19 protein-coding genes are annotated in these 17,343 nt (G+C 55.1%); 4 read left to right on the forward strand and 15 right to left on the reverse strand.

Translation table 11 applies throughout. From position 1 onward, the window contains the following. Window positions 1-5: 5 nt before the first annotated feature. The 5 genes from MRK42_RS00195 to MRK42_RS00215 are packed head-to-tail and all read right to left on the reverse strand — an operon-like array spanning window position 6 to window position 5,509. A complete protein-coding gene (locus tag MRK42_RS00195; RefSeq protein ID WP_263709894.1) occupies window positions 6-1,304 on the reverse strand; it encodes a hypothetical protein in 1,299 nt (432 codons plus the stop codon). A gap of 17 nt (window positions 1,305-1,321) precedes the next feature. Continuing rightward, complete coding sequence (locus MRK42_RS00200; protein WP_263709895.1) at window positions 1,322-2,569, reverse strand: restriction endonuclease subunit S; 1,248 nt, start codon at window positions 2,567-2,569, stop codon at window positions 1,322-1,324. Further along, on the reverse strand, window positions 2,559-4,082 hold the full coding sequence (locus tag MRK42_RS00205) for a type I restriction-modification system subunit M (RefSeq protein ID WP_263709896.1): 1,524 nt from the start codon (window positions 4,080-4,082) through the stop codon (window positions 2,559-2,561). The genes MRK42_RS00200 and MRK42_RS00205 overlap by 11 nt, the downstream gene beginning before the upstream one ends. A gap of 3 nt (window positions 4,083-4,085) precedes the next feature. After that, complete coding sequence (gene dinD / locus MRK42_RS00210; protein WP_263709897.1) at window positions 4,086-4,922, reverse strand: DNA damage-inducible protein D; 837 nt, start codon at window positions 4,920-4,922, stop codon at window positions 4,086-4,088. After that, complete coding sequence (locus MRK42_RS00215) at window positions 4,919-5,509, reverse strand: restriction endonuclease subunit S (protein WP_225510943.1); 591 nt, start codon at window positions 5,507-5,509, stop codon at window positions 4,919-4,921. Before MRK42_RS00215 ends, dinD begins: the two co-directional genes overlap by 4 nt. A 250-nt stretch (window positions 5,510-5,759) precedes the next feature. Between MRK42_RS00215 and MRK42_RS00220 the strand changes: the two genes are divergently transcribed. The 3 genes from MRK42_RS00220 to repC are packed head-to-tail and all read left to right on the forward strand — an operon-like array spanning window position 5,760 to window position 7,780. Further along, the gene (locus tag MRK42_RS00220; RefSeq protein WP_263709898.1) at window positions 5,760-6,095 is read left to right on the forward strand and encodes a helix-turn-helix domain-containing protein; all 336 of its coding nucleotides are present in this window, start codon (window positions 5,760-5,762) and stop codon (window positions 6,093-6,095) included. Next, the gene (locus MRK42_RS00225) at window positions 6,052-6,954 is read left to right on the forward strand and encodes a helicase RepA family protein (protein WP_338611514.1); all 903 of its coding nucleotides are present in this window, start codon (window positions 6,052-6,054) and stop codon (window positions 6,952-6,954) included. The genes MRK42_RS00220 and MRK42_RS00225 overlap by 44 nt, the downstream gene beginning before the upstream one ends. A 46-nt stretch (window positions 6,955-7,000) precedes the next feature. Then, window positions 7,001-7,780: a replication protein C, IncQ-type gene (gene repC, locus MRK42_RS00230; protein WP_338611515.1), complete on the forward strand. Its 780-nt coding sequence runs from the start codon at window positions 7,001-7,003 to the stop codon at window positions 7,778-7,780. Between the two features lie 114 nt (window positions 7,781-7,894). Here repC and MRK42_RS00235 read toward each other — a convergent pair whose 3' ends face one another. The 10 genes from MRK42_RS00235 to MRK42_RS00280 all read right to left on the reverse strand — a co-directional run bounded on the left by MRK42_RS00235 (window position 7,895) and on the right by MRK42_RS00280 (window position 15,642). Continuing rightward, window positions 7,895-8,068 (reverse strand): hypothetical protein, encoded by a 174-nt coding sequence (locus tag MRK42_RS00235; RefSeq protein ID WP_156991768.1) that lies wholly within the window; start codon window positions 8,066-8,068, stop codon window positions 7,895-7,897. A gap of 6 nt (window positions 8,069-8,074) precedes the next feature. Then, on the reverse strand, window positions 8,075-9,214 hold the full coding sequence (locus MRK42_RS00240) for a site-specific integrase (protein WP_263709901.1): 1,140 nt from the start codon (window positions 9,212-9,214) through the stop codon (window positions 8,075-8,077). A 162-nt stretch (window positions 9,215-9,376) separates the two neighbouring features. Beyond that, window positions 9,377-10,738, reverse strand: coding sequence for a tRNA uridine-5-carboxymethylaminomethyl(34) synthesis GTPase MnmE (gene mnmE, locus MRK42_RS00245; protein ID WP_042073486.1), 1,362 nt, complete (start codon window positions 10,736-10,738; stop codon window positions 9,377-9,379). A gap of 98 nt (window positions 10,739-10,836) precedes the next feature. Then, window positions 10,837-12,483 carry a membrane protein insertase YidC gene (yidC, locus tag MRK42_RS00250; RefSeq protein ID WP_201983072.1) on the reverse strand — a complete coding sequence of 549 codons (1,647 nt, stop codon included), beginning with the start codon at window positions 12,481-12,483 and terminating at the stop codon, window positions 10,837-10,839. 5 nt (window positions 12,484-12,488) lie between these two features. Next, window positions 12,489-12,737, reverse strand: coding sequence for a membrane protein insertion efficiency factor YidD (yidD, locus tag MRK42_RS00255; RefSeq protein WP_010672280.1), 249 nt, complete (start codon window positions 12,735-12,737; stop codon window positions 12,489-12,491). Then, window positions 12,704-13,063 (reverse strand): ribonuclease P protein component, encoded by a 360-nt coding sequence (rnpA, locus tag MRK42_RS00260; protein WP_026457269.1) that lies wholly within the window; start codon window positions 13,061-13,063, stop codon window positions 12,704-12,706. Before rnpA ends, yidD begins: the two co-directional genes overlap by 34 nt. Continuing rightward, complete coding sequence (gene rpmH / locus MRK42_RS00265) at window positions 13,063-13,197, reverse strand: 50S ribosomal protein L34 (protein ID WP_005307156.1); 135 nt, start codon at window positions 13,195-13,197, stop codon at window positions 13,063-13,065. Before rpmH ends, rnpA begins: the two co-directional genes overlap by 1 nt. 270 nt (window positions 13,198-13,467) lie before the next feature. Next, window positions 13,468-14,202 (reverse strand): amino acid ABC transporter ATP-binding protein, encoded by a 735-nt coding sequence (locus tag MRK42_RS00270; protein WP_042027057.1) that lies wholly within the window; start codon window positions 14,200-14,202, stop codon window positions 13,468-13,470. A gap of 12 nt (window positions 14,203-14,214) precedes the next feature. Further along, window positions 14,215-14,883 carry an amino acid ABC transporter permease gene (locus tag MRK42_RS00275; protein WP_124239400.1) on the reverse strand — a complete coding sequence of 223 codons (669 nt, stop codon included), beginning with the start codon at window positions 14,881-14,883 and terminating at the stop codon, window positions 14,215-14,217. Continuing rightward, entirely contained in the window at window positions 14,884-15,642 is a 759-nt protein-coding gene (locus MRK42_RS00280) for an amino acid ABC transporter substrate-binding protein (RefSeq protein ID WP_026456356.1), read from the reverse strand. A gap of 312 nt (window positions 15,643-15,954) precedes the next feature. Between MRK42_RS00280 and dnaA the strand changes: the two genes are divergently transcribed. Beyond that, entirely contained in the window at window positions 15,955-17,325 is a 1,371-nt protein-coding gene (gene dnaA / locus MRK42_RS00285; RefSeq protein WP_042027058.1) for a chromosomal replication initiator protein DnaA, read from the forward strand. Window positions 17,326-17,343: the final 18 nt, after the last annotated feature.

The following is a 17,343-nucleotide window of genomic DNA, read 5'->3' on the forward strand; positions in this document are numbered from 1 at the left end:
AGGCCTCACTGAATAGGAACATCAATGGATGCACGAGCTACCACAACATCATTTTTAATCGCGTAACACTCAACAAAATGCTCGCCTTTAAATGAGGTTTGCTCATTCCTTCTCATGTGCCCTTCATCAGTCACTATTTGCCCTCTGATTTGGTCTTTTTTTTGTGCTTCCAGACCTCTGTTCAACACCTTCCATTTTAGAGTGAATGGTGGCGGAACTTCTATATCCTCAACTCTAAATAAAAGCTTTTTATTTGCTAACAAGGGGATGCGTTGAGAAAGCATCTGATACAGGGTGTGTTCTCTAAAGCCATTTTGTGAAACGTCGCAATCCAGACGCATGTTGTAGCGAACATCAATGGGATATTGATCTTCGATGAACTCCTCTGTATCTCTCCAGGTTGCCAAGGCTTTTGCTACAGCTTCCTTGACTGCTTCGGCTTTAGGGAAATTGCTTCCGTAAACTTCACGCCATTTGTCATTTGCCTTGGCCGTACCTTCAGCATTTATTGCTTCAATACACAGGCCATAGGCTTCTTCGGCTTTTTTTCGGAAGTCTTTTTTGACCTTTACGTCCTGATTACTGCCGGGAGCCTGGTAGTGATCTTTTTTATCTTGGTCAGCAAGGAATTTAAAGAAATCTCTGCTTAACCAGTCAAAATACAAGTAGCTTTTGTCATCATAATCAGTCGTGGATTTCATGAAGTTGTAGGCCAGGGTATCGATGAGTAAACCTCCCATGGCGGCTCCGCTCTTGTTCTTCCAGGCTCTGGCCATCTTGCACAGCAGGCGAAGACTTTTATTTTTCTCGTCGTTTAACTCTTTGACAGCTTTCATTTCTTGACGGGGCTTGGTCTTTTTCCAGCTACCACCATTTCCGGTATGAGGAAATTCAAAGTAACCTGACCCGTCGGAGTTATACCGATCGAATACCGGCTGAACTTCTACGTGAAAGCTCTGATATTTCACAGAAACAACCAGCCCATCAACTTTTACATCAGTAGAGGGATATCGAGACTTAATAGCTTCCTTTACGTCGGTTAGAAGCTTGGACTGCTTATGGTCTTTGTAATCATCCCATGTTGATGATGGCATGATGTAGACCATATCGAGATCCGATATACCTTTAATTCCGGTATATCGGCCGTAGGAACCAACCTGCAATGAGTTCGCAGTGGTTGAGTCCGTCCCTCTGAATTTCAGATTCAAAGCCTTGGTAATCTGTTCGTAGCGTTGCTTGAACTGGTCAGATTTCTGAACCTTGATGTTGTCGAGAAACTCTTTAAACATCTCCGATACGGACATAAACACTCCTTGTCTATTTAATTAATTTGAACCCGACGCTTACCTGTCAATAGCTGCTGCATCAGGGCTTTTTTCTCCTGCTTTAAGGCATTGAGCTTCTGTTTTAGAGCAGTAATTTCCTCATCTGCGGTGGACAGTACGGCGGCGATTTTTTGTTGTTCGATTAACTCTGATGGAAAAAATATCTTAATATCCTTTAAATCAGAACCATATAGATGAATTATTGTTATTCCTTGAGCTCGGGACGCTATCTCATGCTTCTTTACATGAGTTAATAAATGAGAAAAAAATGATGAAGATATATTTTTCTTTGCTCGAAGGATATTGATATCCCCACCTAGTAAAACATTGTCTTCAAGGATGGCTGTTGCATTAGCCAAATCTATTCCATTTGTTGTAGTTGAGCTTGGAATTAAAATATCACCACTTACAGAAGGTGTGCCATCTTTTTGATTTGTTCTACTATGAACTGTTTTTATCACTTCCGGGTATCGGGTATATAGCTCACCGTAAAGAATGCATTTGTTGGTTCCGCCTTCAGATAAGTCAGCTTTTGACAGACCCTTACCCTTCTTAAACGAAAATACATCTTCCAAGTTATATTCCTTCCACTCCCCACTAAACCTAACCCCATTCTTATCCAGCAGGCGTTTTTTACCGGTGAGCAGTTGTTGCATCAGGGCTTTTTTCTGCTGCTGGCTGTTGGCGAGCAGTTGTTCGGTGGTGGTAATTGCCTTATCCCAGGTGGAGAGGATTTGGGCGATTTTCTTTTGTTCTGGGTATGGAGGAACCGCGATTTTTAGCTTTTTAAAATACGGCAATCCAATTGTTTTAATAGTTGAACCAACAGCCTGGCGTTCAAACTCAGCCTTATTCAACTGAAGCCAGTTATACAGAAACCAACTGTTTAGTTTTTCCGTGTTATCACACTTCCACGCAATAAAGTGTTGGCTGACTGCCATAGGAACAGCCATTACGCCACTTTTTCCTATGCCAGCGTCACGCGATAAAACGACAGTTTCTACTGGGTGTAATTCAGCGGAGCTATTGGCTATTCCTGCTTCAGATATCTCTTTGTCGGTTTCGTAGACATACCCTTGGTCTAAGCGATAGCTATCTGAAAGGGATATCCATTTAATTCCACCATCCCAGTACTCGGGAAAAGATTTACTCGGCGTATGACCGCTACAGCGGGTTGCAAAATTGTCTAGCAGGTCGTACTTCCACCCGGCAGGGATGCTGTCCTTAGCCAAACTACGCGCCATAACCAAGCTCCTCCAGATACTTGGCCATCTCGGTTTCCAGCTCCGTCAGCTGCGCTTTCAGCTGCTCACGCTCGGCGCGCACGGCCATCAGGTCGACTTCTTCCTCTTCTTCAAAGGTATCGACATAGCGGGGGATATTGAGGTTGTAGTCGTTCTCTTGAATCTCTTTCAGGCTGGCCACATAGGCGTATTTGTCGACATTGGCGCCGCCGTTGTAGGTGGCAACGATTTTCTTGATGTTGTCGTCGGTGAGCTGGTTTTGGTTTTTGCCCGACTTAAAGTCGCGGCTGGCGTCGATAAACATCACGTTGTCGTCGAATTTGTCTTTACGGAACACCAGGATGGCGGCGGGGATGCCGGTGCCGAAGAACAGCTTTTCCGGCAGGCCAATCACGGCGTCAAGGAGGTTCTCGTCAATCAGCTTTTGGCGAATTTTACCTTCGCTTGAACCCCTGAACAGCACGCCGTGGGGCACCACTACCGCCATGCGGCCGCTTTTGGGTTTGAGGGTTTCAATCATGTGCAGGATGAACGCATAGTCGCCTTTGGTTTTCGGCGGTACGCCCCGGCGAAAGCGGCTGAACTTGTCGTGCTCGGCTTCGTCATGGCCCCATTTGTCCAACGAGAACGGCGGGTTGGCGGTGACGATATCAAACAGCATCAGCTCGCCGTTTTTGTCCAGCAGCTTGGGGTTACGGATGGTGTCGCCCCATTCGATTTTGTGGTTGTCTTCGCCGTGCAGGAACATGTTCATCTTGGCCAGTGACCAGGTGGAGCCAATGGCTTCCTGCCCGTAGAGGGCGTATTGCTTACTGCCGTGGTTGGCCACCACTTTGCGGCCACACTTCATCAAGAGGGAGCCAGAACCACAGGCCGGGTCACAAATGCTCATACCGGGTTCTGGAGCCAGCAGCTCGGCAATCAGGTCAGAGACCTCCGGCGGGGTATAAAACTCACCGGCTTTCTGACCGCCGCTGGCCGCAAAGTTTTTGATGAGATATTCGTAGGCGTTGCCGATCACATCCAGGGTGCCAACGCGGCTGGGCTTGAGGTTCAGTTCCGGCTTGGCGAAGTCTTCCAAGAGGTGACGCAAAATGGTGTTCTTTTGCTTCTCTTCGCCCAGCTTGTCGGTGTTAAAGCTGATGTCCTGGAACACACTTTTGCCGGCGTCTTTGAGTTTAGTGCCGTTGGCTTCTTCGATGGCGTGCAGGGCCTGGTCAATGCGCTCGCCGTTACCGGGTTCATGGCGGCGCTCCCACAGGGCGTAGAAGCTGGATTGCTTGGGCAGCACAAAGCGCTCGTTTTTCATCATCTCTTCGATGAGCAGTGGCTCGTCGCCGTACTGGGCTTTGTACTCGTCATAGTGGTCTTGCCATACATCAGAGATGTACTTCAAAAACAGCATGGTGAGGATGAAGTCTTTGTAGGTGTCGGCGCTGATGGTGCCACGGAAGGTATCGCAGGCGGCCCACAGGGCTTTGTTAATGCTGTCTTGGTTGATTTTGTCGGTCACTGCTTAATCCTCTGACGATGTGTCCTGCAGCTTTTTGGCGGCAGATTCTATTTGTTTGATGCTGTTGTCCGGTGTGGGCAGGTTCTCGGGCATGGTGCCCCCCAACTCGGCTATGGTTTGGCGTACCTTTCGGCCAACCTCGAAGTGCGTTTCATTGGCCTGGCGTTTGCCCTGAACCTGATCGCGGCGCAGCTTTTCTTCTGTTTGGGTGGCGCGAAAGAGGTTGGCAGCCAGCTCGGTGGAGCCCATGTGATCCAGGATCTTCTGGCTTTTCTTCAGCCCTTTTTTGGCGTGAATGGCCTTTTGGTCCAGGCCGCCGTACAGGCCCTGATAACCGTGGTTTTGGAAGATGGCGAAATCCAGGCCTGTTGCCACACCCGCCTGCTGTGCCGCTTCGACCAGTTGCTTGTTATGCTCTTTCAGTTCATTGCGCAGGAATAGGCGTTTCTCGTCTTCCCTTAGTTGCTTGAAGGCTTCGTCGTCGGCGAGCTCCTGGCGGCGGGTCTGTACGGCAAAGTAGGTTTGCCCTGCTGCGATGACGGGTTTGGATGGATCGCCATTTTGTACCACCAGGTAGCAGGCATATCGGGATAGCTGGATATCATCCAGGGGGCGTTGTGAGCCTGAGCCCAGAGCAACCATTTTGGTGGTATCAACGAAATGGTCTGCAATGGCATGGCCACTGCTCTCACAAGCCTGTTTGGCTTTCTGGATAACATTGAGGAAGTTTCTCCAGTCTTTGTAATCCAGTAGTGGTGCCAGTGCTCTGGCCGACCAAAACTCGATCCCGTCTGAGCTGATCACCTTTAATGCCTCGAAGGACTCGTGCTGCTCGTTCATTGCCCTACCTCCTTGTTGAATAAGTCTGCGGCTACGGCATTCATCATGCGCTCGCCGTTCTCGATGAGATTTTCTAGCAGCCGCTGTTCTTCGCGCAGGGTATGGGCCATGGCGATGATACCGTGTTGCCTGGTGAGTGGCGGGACTGCGATGGGGGCCTCTTCCAGCACGGTACGGCGAATGCTCTTGGTGAGGGTGCCTTCGGCATGCAGTTCGAAGTAACGCTGGCAGGGCTGCTGATTGAGCTGCCAGGCGAGGAACTCCGGTATCAGTGCATCAGATTGTGGCCGCACCACATAAAAGTGGGGGGCCGCTACAGCTGGCAGTGGGGCATGCCGGGTATCAACCAGCACGGCATAGTTTTGGTTGCCCCGCGCCGCCACCAGAATATCCCCGGTTTGCAGCCAGTCCGGCGCTTTCTTGCCTGTTGCCTCACTGCGCACACAGCTTATCCAGTCGACACCGAACTCAGACGAGCAGTCTTTCATCTGCACAACGGCTAGATTCCCCTCGGGATGCTCAGGGATCTTGCCGCGAAACGGATAACCAGCGCTGATAGTGGCGATTTGGTTCAGGTGTAATTTCACAAAAAAATCTCGTCATCGCTAATGATGCTGATGCTTAGTGTCTCTGATGAGACTTTGTTTCGTCAATACAAAGCTTGAGTTTTTTTGCATCAACGGCGATGAACCTTAATGTGTGGCTTTCACATGTGAAAGTTTTCCCTCCGCAAAAAACGCTCTTGGTGCCCAAATTGGACAACTACAGGCACGAGGATTTCGCCAGACCCCCGATACGCTCTTGCATGTTGATGATTGCGACAAGGAGACCATCTGCATGCGTGAACAAAATCCGCCGCTTTACGGTGAAAACAATGGGGCCATTCTCAAAGAGCTTTATGAGCTGAAAAAGCTGGTACGCCAGCAGGGACAGGCGCAGAAGGAGGTGCTTTGTGCCGAGGAGTGTGCCGAGCTGCTGGGGGTGTCTGTTAGTTATGTGTACCGGCTGACCAGTGAGAAGCGCCTGCCGCATTACAAGCCACAAGGCAAAAAGATCTACTTCAAGCGCGTTGAGCTGCTGGACTGGCTGCTTTCCCATCGTATATCCCCAGATGCAGAGCTCACTGAGCATGTGGCCAAGCGCGTGCGGCAAGCCCGCCATGGGCGGCTGTGAGGTGGGAATGGCGCAGGATCTCATTGCATCTCACTGGCCCCTGGATCTTCAGGCGGCCTTTACCGAACCTCCCAAGCCACTCGACTTTGTCCTACCGGGGCTGCCGGTGGGCTGTGTCGGGGCCTTGGTGTCACCAGGCGGTGCCGGTAAATCCATGCTGGTACTGCAGTTGGCAATGCAGATAGCCGGTGGGCCGGACTGGCTTGAGCTTGGCAAGCTGGAACAGGGAGCTGTGCTCTACCTGCCTGCCGAGGACCCTCTACCAGTGTTACATCACCGGTTATTTGCCTTGGGTCAGAACCTTGATGCAGGGCAGCGTGCGGCGCTTGAACGCGACCTTAGGTTGATATCGCTTCAGGGGGCCAGCCCCAACCTGTTGGACAGCCAATGGCTGGAAGCGATTGCCCTTTGGGCTGAGGGCGTGAGGTTGATCGTTATCGACACCCTGCGGCGTTTTCATAATGCAGACGAGAACGCGGCCTGTGCCATGACGCAGGTGCTGGGTCAGTTGGAACGGCTGGCCATGGGGCAGGGATGCGCCGTGCTGTTTTTGCACCACACCAGCAAGCTGGCAGCCTTCCAGGAGGTTGGCGATCAGCAGCAGGCCAGCCGTGGTTCGTCTGTGCTGGTAGACAATGTGCGGTGGCAGGGCTACCTCGCCACCATGACCAGGAAGGAGGCGCAGCAGCTGAGCGTGTCGGCACAGCAGAGCCACCGCTACGTGCGGTTTGGGGTTAGTAAAAGCAACTATGTGCCGCCACTACCAGAGCGCTGGCTGGTGCGAGAGGAAGATGGCCTGCTGCGCCCTGCCAGGTTGGACGTAGCACGCCGAGCGGGAGGCAAACGTGCCTTGCTTTGAATTGACCCATGCCCGGCACGACCATATGCACTGCCTGGCTCCAGGATTGTTCAGAGCCATCTCTCGTGGCCAGCGCCGCCGAGACAAGCTGGATGTGGTGTATCGATTCGGTGGGGGCAATCAGATTGAGTTTTCCGGGCCAGAGCCGCTGGGTGCCGATGACCTTCGCGTGCTTCAGGGGCTGGTTGCCCTGGCTGGTATCGAGGACTACAGCGCCATCATTGAGCCCATTGCCGCTACCGGGGAGGGCAACACCTTACGGACCCTGCTAGAGCCTCGCTGGGCAGCCAATCAGCAACGCGTTTTGGTGGTCAAAAGCAGCCTGCGCAAACTGGCCAAGGAGGTTGGCTACGCCAACCCTCGTGACACCAACACGGTGCGCCGCTGTGTCGAGCGGTTGTGGAAGGTGTCGGTGATAGCGCAAGTGGCTGGCCAGCGCAGCGGTTTCCGTCTGCTGGCGAACTATGCCAGCGACGCCCTGACCGACGGGCTCTTTGTGGCGCTTAATCCTTTGCTGACCTCCGCCATTATGGGCACTGGCCGCCATGTTCGTATCGACATGACAGAGGTGCGGCGCCTGAATGGCAGCATCACCAGATTGTTACATCAACGGCTATGTGCCTGGGTCGATGTTGGCCAGAGTAGAGTGGTGCAGTTAGACACCTTGGTTGCTTATGTCTTTCCTGAGGAAGCCAGCATGGCCACCCGCCGCAAGCGGCAATCGCGAGTCCGCAAGGCTCTGGATGAACTGGCTGAACTGGGTTGGTTTATCAATGAACATGCCAAGGGGCGGTTCACCATAGGTCGGCCTGCACTATCACGATAATGGTCACAGACCATCACGAAAGTGGTCACAAAGCTCACGATAATGGTCACAAACCAATTGAGCGAAACCCAGGTGCTACTTGGGCTGCAGGGCGATCCTGAAATCCGATCTAGATTATCTAAGATCATCTACACCAGCGCTGGGTGGCGCCGGCGCTTTTGTTGGCTCTTCCTGGCCAGGATCCGCTTCTTGCTCTAACTGGTTAAGTATCAGCGCAGCCTGCTGTTTGGCGGCCGCGACCACTTCAGGCTTTTCACTGGCCAGGATCTCGTCGAGGGTGCGTCCCATCTTCTATCACTCCAATACGTTGGGGAAATCCAGCATGGCATCTCTTCGCCGTGATTCAAGGATGTCGGCGTAGATCTCGGTAGTTCTCAGTTCGCTGTGCCCCAGCAAGCGGGAGAGGGCATAGATATCGACGCCGCGGTTAAGCTGGATCACGGCGAAGGTATGGCGTGCGCTGTGGAAAGTGACTTTTTTGGTGATCCCCGCCTGCAACGCCCACCGGGTGAGCTCCATGTTGTGCCAAGCCGAGTACTTGAGGCCCTTGAAGATCCGCTCTGTTGCCTTGCCAGGGCGCCCCATCAGCTGCATCGCCATGTCATTCAAATCCAGGTATTGCAGGCCGCTAGTCTTCTTCTGGGTGAAGACGATGCGGTAATGGCCGTAGAAGGGCTCAAGCTCTGCCCAGGTTAGCTTGTGAATGTCGGACCAGCGCAAGCCAGTGCAGCAGGAGAACAGAAAGGCACGCTTAAGAACGTCGTAGCGGCACTCAGCCTGGGCCAAGGCTCGAACTTCGTCTTCGGTCAGGTAAACGCGCTTGTTCTTCTCCCCCTGGATGGCTTTGACACGCCGTACCGGATTATCCATCAGCAGCCGCTCCTGCTCTGCTTGGTTCAGGGCTGCCCTTAACTTGTTGAAGTAGGCGCTCTGGGTGTTGCGGCTCAGTGGCGTGCCGCTTTTAGTGCGGGCCTTGTGCATCAGGTAGTGCCGAAAACCCTCCAGGAACAGCTGATCGACCTCCTCTAAAGTCAGGTCCGGCAGTTTATGGAACTGGCGCAAATGCTTGAGGGTAGACACCCAGATGGAATGGTTGCTCTTACTGCCTGCCGCCTTTTGGTCGGTCACTTCCTGGAAGTACTCAAAGAAGCTGGCCTTGTGGGCGTTCAAAAAATCCAGGTGGTGTTTGCCGGTCTCGTATTCGAAGAGCCGCTTGGCGCGGATGGCTTCGGCTGCTCGCTGGGTTTCTTTGTTGTGAAGCCGCTGTGCCGGGGTACGCGGCTTGTCGTACAGGAAGAGATCCAGGGTCTCTCTGCTGCGCTTGTGCTTGCGGATGCCTGTGGCGGGGTCAAGGTAGGAGCCGGCGTAGTAGGTTAAGCGCGCAGTGCGCTTGCCTTCGGCGTCCGGTGCGCGGTATTCGATGCTGATCTTCATGAGTGTCCCCCAAAAGTACCCCAAGAGGTTACTTCGGGGTACTCTCGGGGTAAATTCTCACGAAACAAGATCAGGCAAGAACAGCCAGTAAAAAACAAAGTCCAGCATTTACAATGCTTTATGTTCTTTATGGCTGCTTTTTATTGCTGATTTTTCACCACATTACTTGCCGATGCAGAAGCTGGAGAAGATCCGGCCCAGCAGATCGTCTGAGCTGAACTCGCCGGTGATCTCGGAGAGGGACTCCTGCGCCAGACGCAGCTCTTCGGCCACCAGCTCGCCGGCGACGAATACCTCCAGCTGCTCCTTGGCCACCAGCAGCCGCTCGGCGGCCCGCTCCAGCGCGTCCAGATGGCGGCGGCGGGCCATGAAGCCCCCTTCGGTATTGCCCTGAAAGCCCATGCAGGCTTTCAGGTGCTCGCGCAGGGCGGGCAGCCCCAGCTCGGTCTTGGCGGAGATGCGATAGACGGCGTGGCCCAGCTCCTCGCTCGGCGCCAGATCTTCACCGGTCAGGTCGGCCTTGTTGCGAATAACGGTGAGGCCGATGTTTTTTGGCAACCGATCAACAAATTCCGGCCAGATTTCCCGCGGGTCCACCGCATCTGTCGTCGTGCCATCCACCATGAAGAGCACCCGGTCGGCCTGCTCGATCTCGGCCCAGGCGCGCTCAATGCCGATTTGCTCCACCTTGTCCTGGGTGTCGCGCAGGCCGGCGGTGTCGATGATGTGCAGCGGCATGCCATCCAGGTGGATGTGCTCGCGCAGCACATCGCGGGTGGTACCGGCGATCTCGGTGACGATGGCGGACTCGCGTCCGGCCAGGGCATTGAGCAAGCTCGACTTGCCGGCGTTGGGACGACCGGCGATTACCACCTTCATCCCTTCCCGCAGCAGGGCGCCCTGCCTGGCTTCACCGCGCACGGCGTTCAGATCCGCCATGATGGCGTAGAGATCCCCCGCCACCTTGCCGTCGGAGAGAAAATCGATCTCTTCATCCGGGAAGTCGATGGCCGCTTCCACATAGATGCGCAGGCGGATCAGGCTCTCCACCAGCTGCTGGATTTTGCTGGAGAACTGTCCCTGCAGGGAGTGCATGGCACTGCGGGCGGCCTGCTCGCTGGAGGCTTCGATGAGGTCGGCGATGGCTTCGGCCTGGGCCAGATCCAGCTTGTCATTCATGAAGGCGCGCTCGCTGAACTCGCCGGGGCGGGCAGGGCGCAGCCCTTTGATCTGCAGGATGCGGCGCACCAGCATGTCCATGATGACCGGGCCGCCGTGGCCCTGCAGCTCCAGCACGTCTTCACCGGTGAAGCTGTTGGGGGCCTTGAACAGCAGGGCGATGCCCTGATCCAGCACTTCGCCTTGCTCATCCCTGAACGGCAGATATTCGGCGTAACGCACTCGCGGGCGTTTGCCGAGTACTATCTCGGCCACCTGTTCGGCGGCGGGACCGGAGACCCGGACTATGCCGACGCCGCCACGGCCGGGGGCGGTGGCCTGGGCCACGATCGTATCTGTAGTCATCTTGCTTGGCTCGTTTGTTCGGTAATTGGTGGACATTGTAATAAAAAAGGCGGCCCGAAGGCCGCCTCTTTTGTCATCACAGGAAGATTGGCTGCGCATCAGTTGCGTGAGTGCAGGCCTTTCTTCTCCAGCTGACGGTAGATGATGGTCTGCTGGATGATGGAGATGACGTTGCTCACCAGCCAGTACAGGGTCAGACCTGCCGGGAACCAGAGGAACATGAAAGTGAAGATGATCGGCATGAACTGCATCACTTTCTGCTGCATCGGGTCGGTAATGGTGGTCGGGCTCATCTTCTGCAGATACCACATGGAGGCACCCATGAGGATTGGCAGCACGAAGAAGGGGTCCTTCACTGACAGGTCGGTGATCCACAGGGCGAACGGCGCGTGACGCAGCTCAACGGATTCCATCAGTGCCCAGTACAGGGCGATGAAGATCGGCATCTGAACCAGGATCGGCAGACAGCCACCCAGCGGGTTGACCTTCTCCTTCTTGTACAGCTCCATCATGCCCTGAGACATCTTCTGGCGATCGTCGCCGAAGCGCTCGCGCAGGGCAGCAATCTTGGGCTGCAGCATGCGCATCTTGGCCATGGAGGTGTACTGGGCCTTGGTCAGCGGGAACATGATGCCGCGAACCAGCAGGGTCAGCATGATGATGGCCACACCCCAGTTCTGGACCAGGCCGTGGAACACGGTCAGCAGCCAGTGCAGCGGTTGGGCGATGAACCAGAGCCAGCCGTAGTCGACGGTCAGGTCGAGGTGGTTGGCTACCTTGGCCATCTGGTCTTGCAGCTTGGGACCGACCCACAGCTTGCTGGTCAGTTCGACCTGCTGGCCGGCGGCCACGTCAACCTGCGGCGCCTTGTAACCGATGATGGCCTGGGCTTTGCCCGGGATCACGCGGCTGTAGAAGCTGTTGGTATCGTTGGCATTCGGCGCCCAGGCAGAGACGAAGTAGTGTTGCAGCATGGCGACCCAACCACCCTGGGTGGTCTTGCTCAGGTCGGCATCCTTCATCTCGTCGAAGGTGTACTTCTTGTAGCGGGTGTCTTCGCTGGAGAAGGCACCACCACGGTAGGCGCTGGCCACCATGGCATGACCTTCCTGATCCTTCGGCGTCGCAATGGTCTGCTTCAGCTGACCATAGAACTGCACCTGGACCGGCTCGGCAGACTTGTTGTCGATCTTGTAATCGACGCCAACGGCGTAGTCACCGCGCTTGAGCACGAATTCCTTGGTGAAGACCACACCCTTGCTGTCGGTCCAGGTCATGGGAACCACGACTTGATCCTGACCGTCGGCCAGCTGGTAGCTGGTCTGGGCGGCTTCATAGGTGGGACGACCTTCGGCCTGGCTGTCAGGGCCATTGCGACCAACCAGGCCGCTCTGGGCGACATAGATGTGGTCAGGCTGGCTGGTCAGCAGCACGAACGGCTTGTCCTTGCCCTCTTCCAGCTTGTGGGCCAGCAGTTCGGCAGAGACGATATCACCGCCCTGGGTATCCAGGGTCAGCTTGAGCACGTCGGAGGAGACGGTGATCAGCTTGCGTGCGGCGCTCGCATTGGCTTGCTCGGAAACCTGAGGAATATCACCGGACTGACCGGCTTCAGGTACGAATTGTTCGGTTTGGGCCACGGTTGTCGGGGCCGGCTTCGGAGCCTTGTCGGACTCCCACTGTTGCCAGAGCAAAAAGCTCACGAACAGCAAACCGATCAGGAGTAGATTGCGTTGTGATTCCATAGTCTTCAGTTTCTTCGCTTTGGTTGCGGAACCGGGTCATAACCACCCTCGGATAAGGGATGGCATTTTAATAGACGTTTGCTAGCTAACCAAACGCCTTTTATGAAACCGTGAAGTCGGATTGCTTCTATCGCAAATTGGGAACAAGTCGGGGTAAAACGGCAGCGCGGCCCCAGCAGGGGACTAATGATTAGCTGATACAGGCGTATCAGTTTGATAGCTACCCATTGCAACGGCGTGACAGAGTGCGCCATAGCTTTTCCAGTAACTTGAACAGTTCCTCGTTATCCATCTCTTTCACACCGGCCTTGGCGATCACCACGATGTCGATAGCGGGCAGCTGATGCTGTTTGAGGCGGAAACTTTCCCGAACCACACGTTTGACACGGTTACGCCAGACGGCACGCTTGAGTGCTTTTTTGGGCACGGCGAGACCAAGACGTGGGTGTTCGAGTGAATTGGGGCAGGCGAGAAGCGTAATTTGCGGGGAAGCGGCCCGGACAGGCTCGGCGAATACGCGTTTGAAGTGTTCGGGAGTTAACAGACGTAACTCCCGAGAGAAGGTGTGCTGGGTAGGCATTAAACTACCAGACGAGCACGACCCTTGGCACGACGAGCGGCCAGAACTTTACGACCGTTGGCAGTAGCCATGCGGGCGCGGAAACCGTGAGAGCGCTTGCGCTTCAGGTTGGACGGTTGAAAAGTACGTTTCATGATTCGATTCCGTATTACTGTACAGTTTTGATTGTCACACTTAGCCGACGCGCCAGCTATAGCGTGTGACGACTAGCAAAAGAGGCCGAATTCTAAACAGAGTTCGGCTTTTAGTCAATCCGCCGTTCCCTTCCATCCTGTTCCGGTCTTGAAAGGACCATGGCAGGGTGTGAGGATCCGGAGGATCAAGGGCTCCGGATTATACTGGCTGGCCGTTGTTAAACAAGGGATCCGCCAATAAAAAAGGCGGCCAGGCCGCCAAAGAGAGAGCTATTTCAGCACTTTGCGCAGGAACTCCCGGGTACGGGGATCCTTGGGATCGACCAGTATCTGATCTGGCGGACCCTGCTCCACGATCCGCCCTCCCTCCATGAAGATCACCCGATCGGCGACATCCCGAGCGAATTCGATCTCATGGGTGACCACCACCATGGTCTGGTGCTGGCGTGCCAGTTTCTTCATCAGCCCCAGCACCTCGTCGACCCATTCGGGATCGAGGGCTGACGTGGGCTCGTCAAACAGAATGACCTTGGAGTGGGCCGCCATGGCGCGGCCTATGCCCACTCGCTGCTGCTGGCCGCCGGAGAGGGAGGCCGGGTAGGCATCCTTCTTGTCGGCCAGACCTATGTCTTCCAGGATGCCGAGGGCGGTGGCGCGGGCCTCCGCCTTCGGCTGCTTCCAGACGGTGATCAGCCCTTCGGCAATGTTGTCCTGTGCCGTCTTGTTGGCAAACAGGGCGTAGTTCTGGAATACGAAGGAGGCTCGCTTGCGCAGTTCGATGGCCTGCTGTTCGCTGGCGCTGGCCAGGTTGAGTTGCAGGTCGTCGATGACCAGCTGGCCCGCATCCGGGGTTTCCAGCAGGTTGAGGCAGCGCAGCAGGGTCGACTTGCCGGTACCCGAGGGGCCGATAATGACGACGATTTCCCCCTTTTTGACCTCCAAATCGATGCTGTTCAGCACCTGGTTGCCGTCATATGCCTTGGCGAGGCCGGTTAGCTTGATCATGGTGGCCCTCCTTTAATAGGCACGGTTGAGGCGCACTTCCAGCAGATGCTGCAAGCGGGTGAAGAAGATGACCACTACCCAGTAGACCAGGGCCACCGCCATGAAGCTCTCGAAGAACTTGAAGGAGGAGGAGGCCTCCATCTGCGCCTTGCCCATGATTTCGGCCACCCCCAGGGTAAAGGCCAGCGAGGTGCTCTTGATCATGTCGATGAAGTAGTTCATCAGCGACGGGGTCGCGATGCGGGCCGCCTGCGGCAGAATGATCCGTTGCATCGCCTGGTAACGGCTCATGCCGATACTGAGCGAAGCCTCCATCTGGCTCTTGTGTATCCCCAGAATGGCGGCACGGATCGACTCGGCCATGTAGGCGGCGAAGTGCAGGGTCAACCCTATGATGGCGGCAGTAAAGGCATCCATCCCCACGAAGATGGGGAAGAGTTGTGGTAGCCCGTAATAGAGCAGGAACAGCTGGACGAGCAGCGGAGTACCCCGAAAGAACGAGATATAGAGCATCGCCAGCCAGTGGATTGCGGGAACGCGAAACACCCGTACTATCGCCAGGGCCAGCGACAGTACGAGTGCAAATACGAATCCCCACAGGGCCATTTCCATCGTGGTGCCCAGGTATTTGAGCAGAATGGGAAACAGCCCCAGCGTGTATTCGAAGTCGAAATCCATCATTTATTTGGTCGTGATATCTGCGGCGAACCATTTCTCGGAAATTTGACGCAGGGAACCATCCTTGCGCATGGCGGTCAGGGCCTCGTCAACCTTCTTCAGCACCACCTCTTTCTCCGGAGTCTTCAGGAAGGGCAGGGCGTTCTCGATGGTTTCGAACGGCGCGCCAGCCTGTTGCAGCGGCAGCTTGGACTCCTTGATCAGCTGGGCGGTGGAGACGCGGTCCATCACGAAAGCATCGATACGACCCAGAGCGACGTCCTGCTCGAAGTTGGAGTCATAGGTACGGATATCGATCTTCTTGTTCGGGTCGTTTTTGCGCAGCAGCTCTTCGAAGTTGGAGCCGAGGTTCACGGCCACCGTCTTGCCTTCCAGGTCTTTGAAGCCATGGATGGTGCTGTTGCCTTTGCGGACCACGATCTGGGCGCCGTCATAGACGTAAGGCTGGGAGAAGTTGTACTTGGCCTTGCGCTCGTCGGTGATGGTGATCTGGTTGGAAATGGTGTCGATACGGCCGGTTTCCAGCATGCCGAACAGGCCGGAGAAGCTGGCTGTCACGAATTCGACCTTGTAGCCGGTGCGTTCGCCGATCTGGTTCCACATATCCACTTCAAAGCCTTGCAGCTTGTCCTGCTTGACGAAGGTGAACGGGAAGTATTTGCCGGACATGCCAACCTTGATGGTTTCCTGGGCGATGGCTTGGCCGGACAGGGTGGCCAGCAGAATGGCAGCGCCGGAAATGAGCTTGATAGATGTTTTCATGGGGTTTCTCTCTCTGAATGTCTTGTATTTGTAGTTGGAATAACTGGTTTCGCGCTGATGTTATTGGAATAAAATTTAAAAAATAAATGACATTTTGTTATATGAAATAACATGACGATGAGGTCCGGATCCATCGTTTATGGCGGTGGATCAAGCTGTGGGTAACTTTGGGGATGAATGATGATCCAATGGCGCTGGATCCTTGAAAGTCAAGGATCTTATTTGCTGGATCCATGGGGTGACGGCTGGAGATCCGGCGGCTAAAAAAGTAGAATAGCCGGTCTTTAGTTAATCAATCGACAGGAGTTTAGAGTGACTGCTTCGCTATGGCAGCAGTGCCTTAACCGGCTGCAAGATGAGTTGCCCTCGGCAGAATTCAGCATGTGGATCCGGCCGCTTCAAGCGGAGTTGAGTGACAATACTCTGACCCTGTATGCACCGAATCGCTTCGTTCTGGACTGGGTACGAGACAAGTACCTCATCCGGGTGAACGGCATCATCAATGAACTCTGCGGGGTCGATGGCCCCGCCCTGCGTTTTGATATCGGTAATCGTCCCCATCCCGTGGCCGTCGCCAGAGCGCCGGCACAGGGCGCCGCACCTGTGAATAACTTGCAGAAGAGCTGGGAAAGCAAGGCCGAAGCCAAGCCGGAACCGAACCACAAGAGCAACACCAACGTGAACTATACCTTCGAGAATTTCGTCGAAGGTAAGTCCAACCAGTTGGCCCGTGCGGCTGCCCGTCAGGTGGCGGATAACCCGGGTGGCGCTTACAACCCGCTGTTCCTCTATGGCGGCACTGGTCTGGGTAAAACTCACCTGCTGCATGCCGTCGGTAACGCCATTAAGGAGAGCAAAAAAGATGCAAAAGTCATCTATATGCACTCCGAGCGGTTCGTCCAGGACATGGTGAAGGCGCTGCAGAACAACGCCATCGAAGAGTTCAAGCGCTATTACCGCAGCGTCGACGCCCTGCTCATTGATGACATCCAGTTCTTCGCCAACAAGGAGCGCTCCCAGGAGGAGTTCTTCCACACTTTCAACGCCCTGCTCGAAGGCAACCAGCAGATCATCCTGACCTCGGATCGCTATCCGAAGGAGATCAACGGTGTCGAGGATCGTCTCAAGTCCCGCTTCGGCTGGGGTCTGACCGTGGCGATCGAACCGCCGGAGCTGGAGACCCGGGTTGCCATCCTGATGCGCAAGGCCGACGAGAACCAGATCCACCTGCCGGACGAAGTGGCCTTCTTCATTGCCAAGCGGCTGCGTTCCAACGTCCGTGAGCTGGAAGGGGCTCTTAACCGGGTGATCGCCAACGCCAACTTCACCGGCCGCGCCATCAACATCGATTTCGTGCGCGAAGCGCTGCGCGATCTGCTGGCGTTGCAGGAGAAGCTGGTCACCATCGACAATATCCAGAAGACGGTGGCGGAGTACTACAAGATCAAGCTGGCGGATCTGCTCTCCAAGCGCCGTTCCCGCTCCGTCGCCCGTCCTCGCCAGTTGGCGATGGCACTGGCCAAGGAGCTGACCAACCACAGTTTGCCGGAGATAGGTGATGCCTTTGGTGGCCGTGACCACACCACCGTTCTTCATGCCTGCCGCAAGATCGAGCAGCTGAAGGAAGAGAGTCACGACATCAAGGAGGACTATTCCAACCTGATCCGTACCCTTTCTTCCTGATAACGGAACCAAGTGCAC

The organism is Aeromonas sp. 19NY04SH05-1, assembly GCF_040581895.1.
In the GTDB taxonomy this organism is placed as follows: domain Bacteria; phylum Pseudomonadota; class Gammaproteobacteria; order Enterobacterales; family Aeromonadaceae; genus Aeromonas; species Aeromonas enteropelogenes.

Excerpts from the sequence above, each read along its gene's own strand:
- MRK42_RS00195 (WP_263709894.1), bottom strand. The coding sequence starts at position 1,304 with ATGTCCGTATCGGAGATGTTTAAAGAGTTTCTCGACAACATCAAGGTT.
- MRK42_RS00200 (WP_263709895.1), bottom strand. The coding sequence starts at position 2,569 with ATGGCGCGTAGTTTGGCTAAGGACAGCATCCCTGCCGGGTGGAAGTAC.
- dinD (WP_263709897.1), bottom strand. The coding sequence starts at position 4,922 with ATGAACGAGCAGCACGAGTCCTTCGAGGCATTAAAGGTGATCAGCTCA.
- MRK42_RS00220 (WP_263709898.1), top strand. The coding sequence starts at position 5,760 with ATGCGTGAACAAAATCCGCCGCTTTACGGTGAAAACAATGGGGCCATT.
- MRK42_RS00225 (WP_338611514.1), top strand. The coding sequence starts at position 6,052 with ATGTGGCCAAGCGCGTGCGGCAAGCCCGCCATGGGCGGCTGTGAGGTG.
- MRK42_RS00235 (WP_156991768.1), bottom strand. The coding sequence starts at position 8,068 with ATGGGACGCACCCTCGACGAGATCCTGGCCAGTGAAAAGCCTGAAGTG.
- MRK42_RS00240 (WP_263709901.1), bottom strand. The coding sequence starts at position 9,214 with ATGAAGATCAGCATCGAATACCGCGCACCGGACGCCGAAGGCAAGCGC.
- mnmE (WP_042073486.1), bottom strand. The coding sequence starts at position 10,738 with ATGACTACAGATACGATCGTGGCCCAGGCCACCGCCCCCGGCCGTGGC.
- yidC (WP_201983072.1), bottom strand. The coding sequence starts at position 12,483 with ATGGAATCACAACGCAATCTACTCCTGATCGGTTTGCTGTTCGTGAGC.
- yidD (WP_010672280.1), bottom strand. The coding sequence starts at position 12,737 with ATGGCGCACTCTGTCACGCCGTTGCAATGGGTAGCTATCAAACTGATA.
- rnpA (WP_026457269.1), bottom strand. The coding sequence starts at position 13,063 with ATGCCTACCCAGCACACCTTCTCTCGGGAGTTACGTCTGTTAACTCCC.
- rpmH (WP_005307156.1), bottom strand. The coding sequence starts at position 13,197 with ATGAAACGTACTTTTCAACCGTCCAACCTGAAGCGCAAGCGCTCTCAC.
- MRK42_RS00270 (WP_042027057.1), bottom strand. The coding sequence starts at position 14,202 with ATGATCAAGCTAACCGGCCTCGCCAAGGCATATGACGGCAACCAGGTG.
- MRK42_RS00275 (WP_124239400.1), bottom strand. The coding sequence starts at position 14,883 with ATGATGGATTTCGACTTCGAATACACGCTGGGGCTGTTTCCCATTCTG.
- MRK42_RS00280 (WP_026456356.1), bottom strand. The coding sequence starts at position 15,642 with ATGAAAACATCTATCAAGCTCATTTCCGGCGCTGCCATTCTGCTGGCC.